The sequence below is a fragment of the Pelovirga sp. genome, from assembly GCF_059864205.1.
Genome location: NZ_JCBCBS010000074.1, coordinates 55,567 through 69,752 on the forward strand (window position 1 = coordinate 55,567; position 14,186 = coordinate 69,752).

Annotated in this window: 16 protein-coding genes; 11 read left to right on the plus strand and 5 right to left on the minus strand. The window is 52.9% G+C overall.

Annotated features, from left to right (window positions below; all coding sequences use genetic code 11):
* Nucleotides 1-68 precede the first annotated feature (68 nt).
* Together AC6F7T_RS04420 and AC6F7T_RS04425 are read left to right on the plus strand one after the other, a co-directional pair.
* Nucleotides 69-287 (plus strand): hypothetical protein, encoded by a 219-nt coding sequence (locus AC6F7T_RS04420; protein ID WP_500716787.1) that lies wholly within the window; start codon nucleotides 69-71, stop codon nucleotides 285-287.
* Complete coding sequence (locus AC6F7T_RS04425) at nucleotides 281-898, plus strand: MBL fold metallo-hydrolase (protein WP_500716788.1); 618 nt, start codon at nucleotides 281-283, stop codon at nucleotides 896-898. The genes AC6F7T_RS04420 and AC6F7T_RS04425 overlap by 7 nt, the downstream gene beginning before the upstream one ends.
* Nucleotide 899: 1 nt before the next feature.
* Here the strand turns inward: AC6F7T_RS04425 and AC6F7T_RS04430 are convergent, their stop codons facing one another.
* From AC6F7T_RS04430 to prmA, 3 genes are read right to left on the minus strand one after another with little or no spacing between them, the layout of a single operon-like run.
* Nucleotides 900-2,174 (minus strand): RDD family protein, encoded by a 1,275-nt coding sequence (locus AC6F7T_RS04430; protein WP_500716789.1) that lies wholly within the window; start codon nucleotides 2,172-2,174, stop codon nucleotides 900-902.
* Entirely contained in the window at nucleotides 2,171-2,935 is a 765-nt protein-coding gene (locus tag AC6F7T_RS04435; protein WP_500716790.1) for a 16S rRNA (uracil(1498)-N(3))-methyltransferase, read from the minus strand. Before AC6F7T_RS04435 ends, AC6F7T_RS04430 begins: the two co-directional genes overlap by 4 nt.
* Nucleotides 2,932-3,858, minus strand: a complete 927-nt coding sequence (prmA, locus tag AC6F7T_RS04440) for a 50S ribosomal protein L11 methyltransferase (RefSeq protein WP_500716791.1) — start codon at nucleotides 3,856-3,858, stop codon at nucleotides 2,932-2,934. The genes AC6F7T_RS04435 and prmA overlap by 4 nt, the downstream gene beginning before the upstream one ends.
* 344 nt (nucleotides 3,859-4,202) lie before the next feature.
* Between prmA and AC6F7T_RS04445 the strand changes: the two genes are divergently transcribed.
* From AC6F7T_RS04445 to AC6F7T_RS04480, 8 genes are all read left to right on the plus strand, one after another.
* Nucleotides 4,203-4,877: a response regulator gene (locus AC6F7T_RS04445; RefSeq protein ID WP_500716792.1), complete on the plus strand. Its 675-nt coding sequence runs from the start codon at nucleotides 4,203-4,205 to the stop codon at nucleotides 4,875-4,877.
* Between the two features lies 1 nt (nucleotide 4,878).
* Complete coding sequence (locus AC6F7T_RS04450; RefSeq protein WP_500716793.1) at nucleotides 4,879-6,309, plus strand: ATP-binding protein; 1,431 nt, start codon at nucleotides 4,879-4,881, stop codon at nucleotides 6,307-6,309.
* A 164-nt stretch (nucleotides 6,310-6,473) separates the two neighbouring features.
* Nucleotides 6,474-8,072, plus strand: a complete 1,599-nt coding sequence (locus tag AC6F7T_RS04455) for a thiolase family protein (protein WP_500716794.1) — start codon at nucleotides 6,474-6,476, stop codon at nucleotides 8,070-8,072.
* Nucleotides 8,073-8,140: 68 nt separating this feature from the next.
* Nucleotides 8,141-9,520, plus strand: a complete 1,380-nt coding sequence (locus tag AC6F7T_RS04460; protein WP_500716795.1) for a HAMP domain-containing protein — start codon at nucleotides 8,141-8,143, stop codon at nucleotides 9,518-9,520.
* 11 nt (nucleotides 9,521-9,531) lie between these two features.
* Complete coding sequence (locus AC6F7T_RS04465; protein WP_500716796.1) at nucleotides 9,532-10,290, plus strand: response regulator; 759 nt, start codon at nucleotides 9,532-9,534, stop codon at nucleotides 10,288-10,290.
* A 96-nt stretch (nucleotides 10,291-10,386) separates the two neighbouring features.
* A complete protein-coding gene (locus AC6F7T_RS04470) occupies nucleotides 10,387-11,124 on the plus strand; it encodes an FCD domain-containing protein (protein ID WP_500716797.1) in 738 nt (245 codons plus the stop codon).
* Between the two features lie 127 nt (nucleotides 11,125-11,251).
* Nucleotides 11,252-11,530 (plus strand): hypothetical protein, encoded by a 279-nt coding sequence (locus tag AC6F7T_RS04475; RefSeq protein WP_500716798.1) that lies wholly within the window; start codon nucleotides 11,252-11,254, stop codon nucleotides 11,528-11,530.
* Between the two features lie 5 nt (nucleotides 11,531-11,535).
* Nucleotides 11,536-12,003, plus strand: a complete 468-nt coding sequence (locus tag AC6F7T_RS04480; protein WP_500716799.1) for a redoxin domain-containing protein — start codon at nucleotides 11,536-11,538, stop codon at nucleotides 12,001-12,003.
* Between the two features lie 26 nt (nucleotides 12,004-12,029).
* Here the strand turns inward: AC6F7T_RS04480 and AC6F7T_RS04485 are convergent, their stop codons facing one another.
* Nucleotides 12,030-12,527 (minus strand): SprT-like domain-containing protein, encoded by a 498-nt coding sequence (locus AC6F7T_RS04485; protein WP_500716800.1) that lies wholly within the window; start codon nucleotides 12,525-12,527, stop codon nucleotides 12,030-12,032.
* Nucleotides 12,528-12,652: 125 nt separating this feature from the next.
* On the opposite strand from AC6F7T_RS04485, the gene AC6F7T_RS04490 reads away from it, so the two are divergent.
* The gene (locus tag AC6F7T_RS04490; RefSeq protein WP_500716801.1) at nucleotides 12,653-13,591 is read left to right on the plus strand and encodes a rhomboid family intramembrane serine protease; all 939 of its coding nucleotides are present in this window, start codon (nucleotides 12,653-12,655) and stop codon (nucleotides 13,589-13,591) included.
* Between the two features lie 78 nt (nucleotides 13,592-13,669).
* Here the strand turns inward: AC6F7T_RS04490 and AC6F7T_RS04495 are convergent, their stop codons facing one another.
* On the minus strand, nucleotides 13,670-14,101 hold the full coding sequence (locus AC6F7T_RS04495) for an FKBP-type peptidyl-prolyl cis-trans isomerase (protein ID WP_500716802.1): 432 nt from the start codon (nucleotides 14,099-14,101) through the stop codon (nucleotides 13,670-13,672).
* Nucleotides 14,102-14,186: the final 85 nt, after the last annotated feature.

Consider the following 14,186-nt stretch of genomic DNA (forward strand, 5'->3'; position numbering starts at 1 on the left):
CCCTCTCTGCTAGTATAAGGTTTAAGTTTACACCGCTCAACCACTTACAGCCAAACACAGGAGAAACAATGGCCTTTTTTCTCAAGACCAAGATCTGGCAGACCGGCTCCCTCGACTGGTGGGGGATGATCGGCAATGAAGACGTTTATTTAGGTTCCCGTGAGTTTCCCCAACCGCCTGAAGAAGGAGATGAGTGGGTAGTACACAAAACTGGTGACCGCTTTAAAGTTGTCGCTATGGAAATCCGCCATATCGGCAAACAGGAACCGGTAACCTACCCATGGTAGCCCTCGAAATCGTCCAACTTAAAACAAGCGCTATGGAGAACTTCTCCTATCTGATCTACTGCCCTCAAACCCGCGAGGGAGCTGTAGTCGATCCGTCGATGCGACCTCAGCTTGTTCTGGCTGAGGCCGCCCGGCGCGAGGTCACCGTACACCTTTTGCTTAATACCCACGGCCATCAGGATCACATCAAGGGCAATGGCGACATTCTGGCCGCCGGGGACATCAAGCTTGCCGCCCACCCGGACGCTATTCCCGATGCCGATATCCAGCTGGCAGAGGGAATGCAACTACCTATCGGCAATTCATCCGTCACCGTCATGGACACTCCGGGACACGCCCCCGGTTCCGTGGTGTTCGTCACAACAGATGCGATTATCTCCGGTGACACCCTGTTTGTCAGCCGTTGCGGCCGCGCCGACCTGCCCGGCAGTGACGTGCGCCAGCTCTACACCAGCTTGCAGCGCCTGAAAAAACTGCCGCCGGCGACCAGGGTGTATCCCGGCCACGACTACGGTCCGCTGCCACACTCCACCATCGCCTGGGAGCTGGAGCACAATGAGTTTATCAAATGTCCCGATCTGGAATCTTTTATTGCTTTGAGAATGGGGTAACTTATTTTTTTGACGCGACCATGACAATCCGGGTACCAGCGAGGCGGTCATTCCAGCCACGACCATCGCCGCTGAACAACAACTGCAGATAACCCACACCAAGGGGGAGCAGCTGCAGCAAGCCACCGACGCTGCGCATAAAAGCCTGGGAAAAAGCCAGCGGTTCACCGCCATCGGTTTCTACGCGCAGACCGGTCAGCATTTTGCCGGGGGTCTGCCCGGCGAGGAAATGGAAGAGGGTGAAATACCCGAAAGTGAGGGAAAAGAGCACCAGAAAGTAGGGAACCGACAAATCAATCAGCCTGTCCAGTGTCGGCAGTGGCCCTGCCTGCCCGGACATGGAAACCTCGGCTGCAACCACAAAACCAACCCCGACCACGAGCAGAACGGCAGCATCATAAACAAAGGAGGCAAAACGTCCACGCAGAGAGGCCGGCAGCAGCTCTGGCGCACCCTCTTCCAGACTGAGAAATTCAGCCGCTGTTTCATCGGGGAGGACAAAACCCTGGTTGTGTTCGACAACAGAATCGTGAAACAGATCCTCTTCTTCCCCTGCCGCGAAGGGAGTCCTATCTTCCACAGCTGACTGATCATCCGGTCGTTGCCCTGTCACAACCGCGGATTCCGCCATTGCGGCAGCTCCAGTCGTTACGTTGCTAGCTGGAATCGATGGTACCGGAGCCTCCACGACAGCTGAAGACTCCGGTAAGTCAAAAGGGTCGGAGGGGCCCTCCTCTGAGCCCTTGGTCTTGCCTGGTTCTGCTTCTTCCGTTGCGACACCCTCGACATCAAAACCGAAATCGTCCTCAAGTTCGTCATCAGCTTCAGGCACATCGAAAGCAAAGTCACCGCCCCCTGCTGTTGCAGGTTCGGCATCAGCGGCACCCTTAGGGGCTTCGAGTGTCTCTTCCATATCCTCTTCTTGTGGAGCCTCTTCAAACAGTTCATCGAAGGAGAGATCTTCCTCGTCACTGCTTTCGCCCATAAAATCGAAACCAAAGTCGTCACCAGAGGAACTGTCATCAGCTGCTGCCGGAGCTTTGGCAGCCGCAGAGACATCCGCAGCACCGAGCGCGGTGGCCGCTGCACGTTCGGAAGTCTCAACTGCAAGCAGGCCTTCATCTTCAGCCAAACTCGCAGCCGTAGCCGTGGTAACACCCGGGAACAGAACACTTTTGATTCCAAAGCGCTGTTTAAACTCTACCAGATCCTTGCCGCATTTTTTGCAGCTGTCGAGATAGTCGAAGCTGTTGTAACCACACTTGGGGCACTTCATGACATGTCCTTTCCAGATGAATAGGTTCGCTTTATTGAGCCTGAACTACCGGATAAATCTCCATAAAGATATTGTAAAACAGCGATTATCGCAAGACCGGCGGTTTCCGTCCGCAAAATTCTCGGTCCCAGACTGACGGGTTGAAAACCGCTCGATACGGCGACAGCAGCCTCTGTCTCAGAGATTCCCCCTTCGGGACCTACTATCACCGAAATCCGCTGGTGTTTCTTATCGCCCAACAGATCAGCCAACGGAGCCTCACTCTGCTCCCACAGCAGCAGTTTCAGATCCGCCTCATCCGCTGCCAGAGTGGCTTCGAGGGAATCACTGCACTGCAATTGGGGCAGATGATACTGGCCACTCTGACGTGCCGCTTCCTGGATAATCTTTTCCCAGCGCAACCGTTGGCGCGATTCGCGCTTGAAACGCACGACACTGCGTTCAGTGGTAACCAGATCAAACTGGCTGACCCCCAGCTCCGTTCCTTTCTGCAGGATCAGTTCGGTTTTGTCGCCCTTGGGAATTCCTTGAATCAAACGGATCCGGCAGGGCGCCGGCAAACTGTCGTGCAACAAACGCAGCCAGGCGCGACCATCATCCTGCAACACCGCATCAGCAACCTGTCCGCGGCCATCAAAAAGCCGAAATTCAGCGCCAGGCGCGAGACGTAACACCCGCACCAGATGATGATGCAGTTCCTGCGGCAACGGGATACGATCATTAAACCGAAAATCTACATCCGCAACAAAAAAACTTCTCATGCCATTTGTTGCCGTTGATACACCAGGCAAACCCAGCCATCACGGCTGCATGGTGGCAATGCCCGAAGTTCCGCGCCGGCAAAAGCTGCCGTCACGAGGAATTCTTTTTCCTTGAGAATTCCAGATAAAATCAGCCATCCGCCAGGCCGCAGACGCTGCAGCAGCGCCGCCTTGAGGCGGATATTTTCCTCGGCAAGGATATTGGCAACTACCAGATCATAGGTGCCATCGATATTCTCCAGGGGTTCATCCGTAACGGTGACCTGGTTTTCCCGGTTGTTTCTAGCGACATTTTCCCGCGCCACGCCACAAGCGATCGGATCTATGTCATTTGCAACCACCTGATCACAGCCCAGTGCCGCTGCACCGATGGCCAATATGCCGGAACCGGTACCAACATCGAGCAAGCGCAGCGGACGCTGACCTTTATCCAGTTGCGCGGCAATGGCTTCCAGACAGAGTCGGGTGGTAGCATGGGTGCCGGTACCAAAGGCCATACCCGGATCGATTTCAATAGCGACCTGGTTTTCTGCGACAGGCGGATTTTCCCAACTTGGGTGGACAATCAGGCGATTGCCAATCTGAAAGCTGGTAAAGTTCTGTTTCCAGCTCTGCGCCCAATCAACCTTGGGCAAGGATTCACTGACCGTCAGGCTGATCGTTGCGGCGGCAAACACCGGCAACTCGGCAAAAGCCGATGTTAACTGGTCAAGTAACCTTGCAACAGGGGTTTCGGTGGCAAAATAGGCGACAAGGGTGTAGTCTTTGTCAGCCTCCAGGGGATTGTCGGGCACATCAAAAGTGTCTAATTCCAGATCCTCAATAACAATGCCACAGCTCCCCTGCTCCATCAGCACGGCGCTCGCCAGTTCAACGAATGCGCCTTTCACCCCGACATCGATGGATACGTAATTTTCTTTCATTCCCACTAATTAACAGAATCTATGCATGAAAATCAACAAAGAATCTCTCCTTGACCGGATTTGTACGACAATAGCAAGCTGCGGATGGTATCCGCGGCACCCTGACAACATTCCCTCGCGGTAAAAATTAAAGAAATCTTTTATTTGCCTTGCACTGAGCATCTGACTCTGTTAAAGTCTCCGAAAGTTTCTCATGAGCGTACACTACTCAAAAAAGATTTTTGTGGCTGTATCCTCCTAAAAAGCTGATCAGACATCCTGGTCAGCTTAACAATTTATTCTTTTACATTAAAATCAATCACAGACAGATCCCCGGCTGGTACTACGTTAAAGGAGACAGTCCCATGCGCATCCTGGTTGTTGAAGATGAAAAAAAAGTCGCCGGTTTTATCAAGCGCGGGCTTGAAGAAGAAGATTTTTCTGTCGATCTGGCAGGGGATGGCAAGGAAGGAATGTCCCTGGCCAGCAATGGAAACTACGATTTAATTCTGATGGATGTTATGCTCCCTAAAATGGATGGGCTCAGTGTCATTAAAGCCCTCCGCGAGAAAAACATCACCACTCCTATCCTTTGCCTGACCGCCAAAGACAGCATCGATGATATCATTGACGGCCTTGACAGCGGCAGCGATGACTATCTGACCAAACCCTTCGCCTTTGCCGAACTGGTTTCTCGGGCTAAGGCCCTGATTCGCCGAAACGCCAGGGATCGTGGTGCCGAACTGGCATTTGCCGACCTGCGCGTCGACCCTGTATCGCACAAGGTCTGGAGATGCGATAAGGAGATCGATCTTACCTCCAAAGAATATGCCCTGCTCGAATATTTCATGCGCAACCCGAATCAGGCCTTAACACGCACAATGATTGCCGAACAGGTGTGGGATTACACCTTTGACACCTTCACCAACATTATCGATGTCTATGTCAATTACCTGCGCAAAAAAATCGATCGCGACTTTGATCGAAAACTGATTCATACCGTCCGTGGCGTCGGCTATATGCTCAAGGAGGCGGAATAGCTTGACCTTCTTTTCAGCCTTCGGCAGACAGCTTTTCTGTGCCCCCCTGTTGGGCCTGGCAGTCATTCTGGGGATTGGCGGCTTTTTGTGGCAGTCTTCCCTCTACCAGGGAATGCTTGACCGCTTTGATGCTGAGCTGCAGCTGACCGCCGGCATACTCGATTATCTCGAGCAGACCCGGCCACCTGAAGAGACGTCGACGGGACAACCCTGTGAATGGGTCACGGCACCACTGCAACAGCTGACCGACGAGTGGCATTTTGCTCGTTATTCACCCAACGGGAACCTGATCTGCTTATCCACATCAGACAGCCATTCGCAGGTCACCCTGGTTGGCCAACTGCCAACAGACAAGGCAACCTTTTTTTTCACCGCCAGCCAGGGCGAATTCCGCCGCGCCCTGCTGTGGCCGACAAGAAAAGCAGAGAAGATTGTCGCCTATCAGCTCCTCAGTACCGATCTGACCCCCTTTAGGGCGCAACTCCTGCGCTGGCGCCTGGCATTGCTCATTGGATCACTTCTTATTCTGGCGACGGCGGCTCTCTATTTTCTCCACCCGCGAAGCAACCAGCAGTCCATTGATCTGCAACGATTGCTCAAACACATTAACGACACCAGCCCTGACCATCCCCCACAGCCCTTCCCCACTGACCAGCTCAGCTCAATCCAGCTACGCCAACTCGCTGAAAACTGTTATCGTTCAAACCAGCGGATGTTTTCAGCTCTGCATCGAGCCCGGCAATTTGCCGCGCATGTGGCCCATGAACTGCGCACTCCCTTGACGATTTTGCGTGGCGAAACAGAAATTGCCCTGCGCAGTAAAAGTAAAACCACCAACATTCGACAAGTGCTTGAGTCAAATCTCGAAGAGATCACACGTATGAGCTTTCTGGTTGACGATCTGCTGACCTTGTCGAAAAGCGATTTAGGACAAATACCCTTACAGCCTGCAGAAATTAACCTGCACCAGTTGCTTGTCGACCTGCACCGCCAGGGGCAGATTCTCGCCAGAGAAAAAGAGATTCTGGTCGAGCTGCACTGCCCGGACCGTGACTTCGTTATCCACGCTGACGAACCACGCTTAAGACAGGCTCTTCTGAATCTGCTGACCAATGCCGTTCGTTACACCCCTACCCGGGGGAAGATTACCATCGCTGCTGCGACTACAGAATCTGCAGTAACCATTAGTGTCAGTGACACCGGTATCGGCATTAAGGACCATCACCTGGAGCATATCTTTGAAAGATTCTACCGGGTGGAAAAAAAGTTCCATCAATACGACGGCGGCACGGGACTGGGTCTGGCCATCGTTAAGTGGGTCGTTGACGCCCACCATGGCACCATCGCGGTCTCCTCAACCCCCGAAAAAGGGAGCAGTTTCACCATGACCTTACCCAAAAGCCAGCACAGCCGCACCAATGGACAATCCTGAACTGTTTTATTAATTTCCCAGCTATTTTTCACTTTACATTTATAAGGTTTTCGTGTAGTGTTCAAATTAGTGGAGCTCCTCCGGGAGACTCCAGCCCCGAAGACCTACCCCCCCTCCAGGTCTTCGGGGTTTTTTTTATCGTTTATTCAACACAAGGTGATGTAGTGCCCTTCCAGCCACGACCAGTCTATCTGGCAGACTCTTTCATGCTCCCGGTCGGCAAATATAACGGCCATCATCGCCCGGCAATGAGTTTCTTCGAGCTTGTCGATCAGCTCAAGCCTCTGGTGCAAAACCATAGCGTCGCCCAGCAGAAAATTGGCTGTGTTATTGTCGGCAGCCAGAATCCCTTTGCTTTTTCCGGCATCGACAATGTGGCCGCAAAAATCAGTGGCCGCCTCAGCATCAGTGGTGCCAAATCTATCCTGGTTGATACCGCCTCGTCCTCCGGCGCCAGCGCCTTCGAGGCCGCTTACCTTGAGGTTGCTTCCGGCCAGCACGACCAGGTCCTGGCCATCGGCATCCAGAAGATGACTGATGCCACAACCGCTGCGGCAACGCGCATTGTCGCCGGCGTTATTGATCGTGAAGAAGCAGAATACGGTCTGACCATGCCGGCTTGTGGAGCCCTGGTGGCGCGCAGCCTGATGGACGAGTTCAACCTGTCAGATGACGCATGGACCTCTTATTCTGCGCGCCTGACCGAACGTGCCCAGCGTTATGCCGCGAAAAATCCTAACGCTCACCTGAATTATGAAATCCCCGTTGAAACCTATTTTGCCGACATCAATAACGGCAAAAATTATCTCTATTATGATCCACTGCATTATTACGATTTCTGCCCTATGTCGGATGGCGTCGCTGCCTGTCTGTTAACAGCGACACCGGGCACCGTCCGGATCAGCGGCATCGGCTCCGGAACAGACATACCGACCATTGCTGACCGTTTGATCTTCACCAGCTTTCCAGCAACCCGGATTGCCCTTGCCCAAGCCCTGGGCAAGGCGAAGCTCAATAGCCTTGATCAACTGGCTGGATCCATCCATATCAATATGCACGATCCATTCAATGGATTTGGTCCCATCAACCTCGTCGATCTCGGTATTGTCCCCCGCCGGCAACTCCTTGACTGCCTGCTCGACGATGCTATTACCGGACCGATGGGACGTTTTCCAACCAATCTGACCGGTGGCCTGAAAGGACGCGGCCACCCCCTCGGGGCAACAGGCATGGTGCAAATTGTTGAAAACCATCGGTTTTTGACAAGTGGTCAATATCAGGCCGCCCTATCACATTCCATTGGCGGGCCGATCAACAATAATGTTGTGGTGCTACTGGAAACCGAACAAAGCTATCTCAAACGCAAACCATCAGCCAATCTGCCGAGGGACGAGATCCTCCTTGGGCGGCTCAAACCTGCAACAGTGACCCTGGAGACAATTCTCGGCGAAAAACAACGCTGTATCGCTCGGCTGCTGGCGAAAACATCGCGGCACAATTTCCGCAGTGGCGAAATTGAACGCACCCTGCTGTTAATTTCCGCCCGTCATGAAAAACACAACTACCGCTTTTTAATTGGCGTCGACCCACAGGCTGCTGCAACACTTTCAACCCTTGGCGCCGGCGAAAAAATTCTCCTGCAAAAGTTCGACAATCAACTCCATGTCAATGATGTGCCTATCCGCCGTCTCTACAAAAAAACCATTGAAGGGGTGATCGACCTTGCCGACACAGCATTTCGCCATCTCGGATTGAAAAAATAATATATTTGTATAATGTATCTGCGTATCTGCACAGTCTCAACCACCAGCGAACATGGTAGCATCCGCGAATGCGCATAACAGTTAAACAACAAATACTTCTCGCTCCAGGGATGATTCTGCTGTTGCTCTTGCTGCTCCTGGGTTTCATGCACTACACCTACTGGGATCTCAACAGCAAAAGACGTAGCATCAGGGCCGTTGAAACAACCTTTGTCGCCCTGGCCGAAGCCGACATGGCGGCGCGACGCTTACATGTCTTATTGCGTGTGATTCAGCACAGTGGCATGGCGGCACCTGAAGATCTGGCCTTGATCGTTGATCTTTATGAACGGCTACTCTCTGCCATCGACCGGATTGAGCCTTTTGGCACGGTAAAAGGCTCCGAGCAGATTGCCTATCTCGCCGATCTGGCGCGCAGCCTCAATCCCGCCGCCGGCCTCGAACCGGAGGACACGGCACCCCTCTTTGCCCAACTGCGTGCTGAACTTTCCGGTCTTTCCAACCTGACCCAGAACCATCGCAACCATTTGCGTCAGGCTCATGAACAAGACATCAACCAACTGGTTGAACGCACGGTTCTGGTTTCCATTGTCGGACTGATTGTCGCTGTCCTGCTGGTGTTGCCCATTTCCATCTATTTCAGCCGGCGAATCTTAAGCCGTATCCAGACCATCTCCACCAGTGCCGCACGCATTGCCGACGGCAGCCTCGATCTGCCCCCGGCACCCGAGCGCATTCACGATGAAATGGATGTCCTCGCGCGTTCGATTAATCGCATGGCTACCCGGCTGATCCAGGTTGTCGGCACAGAAAAACTCCTTGAAGGGGCGGAAGAAGAACGCCGCCGTATCGCCATGGATCTCCACGACCAGTCACTATCGGATCTGTCGGGCATTCTGCGCGGCCTGCAGTCTCTGGCCGGCTGCCAGGATCAGGACAATATCAACGACCGCATCATCGGCCTCGAGCACGATCTTAATAAGGCGATCACCAACCTGCGCGACATCATGAACAATCTACACCCACAAACCCTCGACATCCTTGGGCTGGGCGCTGCTATCGAAGCCCATATCGACCAGCTCGGGCAACCCGATGGCGGCCCGGCCTGCCACCTCTATATCGACCCACGGGTAGTTGATTTAAAACTTGATCGCATCAAACAGCTGGCCATTTATCGTATTGCTATTGAAGCGATCCAGAACGTTCACAAACATGCTGCGGCCAGCCGCTACGAAGTGAATCTGGAAGTGCGTGAGGCAACCCTGGTATTTTCCGTTGAGGACAACGGCTGTGGTTTTAAGAGCAATCTGATCAGGGAGCAAGGGCGCGGACTCAATAACATCCGTGAGCGGGCGCGGGCCATTGGAGCTCAGGTCCAATGGAAACCATCACGCTTCTCAACCGGTACCCGTTTTGAACTGACCCTGCTTACCGCTATTTCAAGCTGACGGAGTCAACCATGTCCACCCCTCTGGAAATCCTTATTGCAGAAGACAACCCCAAAGATCTGGAGTTTCTCGAACAGCTTTTTTCCCAATGGCCGGAACAGGTGAATGTTACCCGTGCCCCAACAGGAATGATTGCCCTGGAAATTGGCAGCGAACGCGACTGCCCCTTGATCATCAGCGATATCCAGATGCCGGAAATGAATGGCGTTGAGTTTGCCCGGCAACTGTGGAGCAAACAGCCCCAGGCACGGATCGTTTTCTGGAGCCAGTTCAAAGATGAAATGTACGTACGTTCCCTGGTAAAAATCGTTCCGCCGGAAACCGTTTACGGCTATATCCTCAAATCAGCCAGCAAAGAACAGATCAGTTCAGCCATCCGCACGGTGCTGATCGATGAACAGTGCTGGATCGCTCCTGAAGTCCGCAAAGTTCAGGGGCGAGCTGGTCACAGCCTGACAGCCTTGTCCGATATTGAATACGAGGCCCTGCTCGACATTTCCCTGGGATTGACTGACAACCTGATGGCGCAGCGCCGCTACCTGTCACGCCGTGGCATCCAAAGTCGCCTCAACTCACTTTACAACAAGCTGGGCCTCGATCAGGAACAGTTTCACAGCGAAAAGCACGGTGATTCCTTCAATCTACGCAACCGTGCCGTAGCCGTATCTCTGGCCCGGGGATTAGTTAATGCCTTTGAAATGGAACACGAAGAAAAGGAATTTCAAGAATGGTTTACGCGTTATAAGCGCAGCCAGAAGTGTCGGCAGTAAACAACGGCTGACGTCAACTGACCGCTGGCTAACTCGCATCTTGTGTTTACTTAGTGGCTGTGCTAAAAGGTCTTACCAAGCAAACTGGAGACAGCCATGACCACCGTATTCAAACCGATTCGTCCCAAAAAATTGTCTGAAGAAATTGTCGACCAGGTCAAGGAACTGATCTCGCGGGGGGATCTTGGTCCAGGCCAGCGCATCCCGTCCGAGCGTGAGCTGGCAACCTTTTTGGGAGTCAGTCGCCCGTCAGTGCGAGAAGCCATCATGGTTCTCGAAGCGATGGGCTTTCTCGAGTCGCGCCAGGGCGGAGGCACCTATGTCCGCTCCCTCACCGACGTCACCCTGACTGATCCGTTGACCAGTATGGTCGAACGCCGTGACCCACGCATGCTCCACGCCCTGACTGAAGTCCGCATGGGATTGGAAACCTGGTCAGCTTACCTGGCAGCAAAACGCGCTGAAAAACCGGAACTGGACCGTTTGCGCGAAATCTATACGGTGATGGAAGAACAGGCCGAAAGCGGAGGATGGGATCCGGAAATTGACTTTCAGTTCCACTTGACCATCACCGCGGCAACCCACAACACCATCCAGGTTCATGTACTGAATACCATTCAGACCCTGTTTCAAGCGACAATCATGGTCGCTTTGGGTGAATTTTACAGCAAACAGGGATATGTCGAGTTACTCCTCAATCACCACCGAGAAATCCTCGAAGCGATTGAAGCTCACGACCCGGAGCAGGCTCGTGCGAAAATGATGGAACACCTGACCCTGGTAGAAGAAAAACTGGCCATGTTTTTAAATAAGGAGCGTCCCGACACGATCTGATCCAAGCCGCAAGGTTTTATCTGACAACCCTGCTCCTGCATGAAGAAAACGCAACAACTGCACCCATCTGACGTGGCTCAATAACCAATTAATAGCTTGATACCAGTCTTCCGACAAGGCTCGATCAATGGAAAAAATCTATCAGGCCACCATTGCCCGTTGGGGGGTTGATGCCCAATATGACCAGGCAATTGAAGAATGCGCCGAGCTGATTGCCGCCCTTAAACATTTCAAACGGGGCAAGATTTCCCGGCAAGCGGTTATTGATGAGCTAGCTGATGCCAGCCTGATGTTGGGTCAATTGCGCTGGATGTTCGGCAACGACCAGGTTGAAGCAGCCATCAATAACAAACTGGAAAAACTCAACCGGCTGCTGACCCAAACAGACGAGCAGGAGAAAGGATAATCACCATGGCGATCAAGGAAGGACAGGCTGCGCCTGATTTCTGCCTGGCAGGGAGTGACGGCGGACAGCACCGGCTCACAGATTACACCGGCAGCAAACTCATCATCTACTTTTATCCCAGAGACAACACCCCGGGGTGCACCAAAGAATCCTGTGCTTTTGCTGCGATGCATGAACAACTCTTGCAGATGAATGTCAAGCTGCTCGGCATCAGCAAGGACAGTCTTGCTTCTCACGACAAATTCATCAATCAGTTCAAGCTCCCCTTTACCCTCTTGTCTGATCCGGACATAAGCATGATGGAAGAATATCAGGCCTGGGGAGAAAAAAAGATGTACGGCAAATCCGGTATTGGCTGCATCCGCTCGACGGTACTCATCGATGAGCAGGGAATCGTCATCAAACATTGGCCCAAGGTGACTAAAGCCGCCGAACATCCGCAACAGGTTCTTGATTTTTTGACCAACGGCTAACTCCAGCCCTCAAGGACAAGTCTTCTTCACAACGGCTTGAGGACACCACCACAGGGGGGATGAAGGTAACGATTGTTACAGTTCAGGCGTCGCACCCGATAGATTTCTGCGCCACAGAGCATGCAGATTGCCACCAACTTCTGCCGCCGCTGATGCAAGGCGGCCAGAGCGGCACTGCTACCGGTTGCGGTACTGGCGATCCCCAGGGCAAGGGCCCACTGACGCCAACTGGTGCCATGTCCGAGCCGGCGTCGTCCCCCTCCTCGCTGATGCAGATGATCACAGGCATGGGCGACCTCGTGCAGGAACGTCTGGCGCAGATTCTCCGGCTCCTGGGCGAACTGCAACCGGATACACACCGGCTCACTGCCGCGAAAAACGTAACTGCCAAGCCTTCTGCTGGCCCTGCTCGACTCTACCGGAATAAGCGCGAGCCTATCCAACAGGTGCTTCACCGCAGCAACGGCACAACAAGATTCCACTCCGGCAACAATCTGCTGCCATAGATCTAATTTGACAGCCAATTCACTGACATTCATTGTTTTTCATCACATGCGGCAAACACGCGCAAGTCTCCAGGCGATGGAGGAACATACCAGCAAAAAGACCGCCACTTAACAATCCGTTTCTGTCATGATAGGACATGGACTTGAAATCGGCACACGACATTGATCGCCCCGATTGGGTTGTTATTCCTGCGCAGCTTAAGGATGGGCTGACTGTCCGCCCGTTGAACAAACGTCAGCTCAAAAATTGGTCGCTGGTATTACAAGCACGGCGCATCCCCTGGCGCAGCGAAAAAAAAGGGGAAGATGTCCAATTACTGGTTCCCGTCGATTATTTCCAAGAAGCACTGACAGAGTTAAACAGCTATGAGCAGGAAAACCGCAATTGGCCACCGCCGCGCCCCGTCTCCACTCCCTTAAAAGACAACTATGCAGCTACTTTCTGGGTCATCATCACCTTGCTTGTATTTCACCATCTCAGCTACCACCAATTACAGTTATTTGGGTCACAACATATCGACTGGCTCACACTAGGCAACGCCGACGTCAGCCATATCCGGGACGGACAATGGTGGCGTACCATCACCGCCCTGACGTTACATTCAGGCCCCCTGCATCTACTCAGCAACCTCACTTTTGGCGGCTTTCTGGTTCTGCGGCTGTGCCGCATCCTCGGTTCCGGCGTGGCCTTTTTCCTTGTCTTAATTGCCGGCACCCTGGGTAACATTCTCAATGCCCTGCTGCAATCGCCCAGTCATCGATCAATCGGTGCCTCAACCGCAGTTTTTGGCGCTCTCGGCTTACTGGCACTCTACAACCTGCTGCGCTACCGCTCCAGCTTGTGGCACCGCTGGCCATTGCCACTTGCGGCGGCCTTGGGATTACTTGCCATGTTCGGTGTCGGTGACGAGAATACCGATATTGGTGCCCATCTGTTCGGGTTTATCAGCGGAGCGATCCTGGCAGTGGTTTTTACCCTGTTGCCCGGAAACAACAAAACTTCCAACCGTAATAACCTGTTGAGCGGCACCCTGGCTTTAGTACTTATAATGATTGCCTGGTGGCTGGCCATCACCAGCTGAAGCAGCCGGACAGACGTTAAAAAGGCCCGATATAAATATATATCGGGCCGCATAAATGGTTATATCTGGCGGAACGAATTAGCCTACTTCGATAACTTCCAGATCAAAATTAAGGGCCTTACCCGCCATGGGATGATTGGCGTCGAGGGTGATCTTGTCCTCACTGACGGCCTTAACGGTTAACAATAAAGGGGTTCCATCCTGCATCTGGGTCTGAAACTGTTGTCCTGCTTCGGGAGACAAACCATCCTCAAACTGATTGGGATCGGCATCAAAGACCATTTCCTGATTGTAGGGCCCATAGGCTTCGTCCTCGGTCAGGCGGACCTGCTTAGTTTCTCCAGCTTTCATTCCGACTACGGCGTTATCAAACCCAGGGATCACTTGACCAGCACCAACCTCAAATTCAAAGGGTTGTTCTGACTGACGTGAACTGTCAAAAACTTCGCCATCGTCAAAAGTACCGGTGTAGTGAACCTTGATTTTACTCCCTGTTGCTGCTGCTGTCATATCATCTCCTGTTTTTTTAATTCACAAATAAAAAAAGTACTTTTCCACCTGTGTTGCCCTCTAGGTTGTCATTTCCTTAATCGAA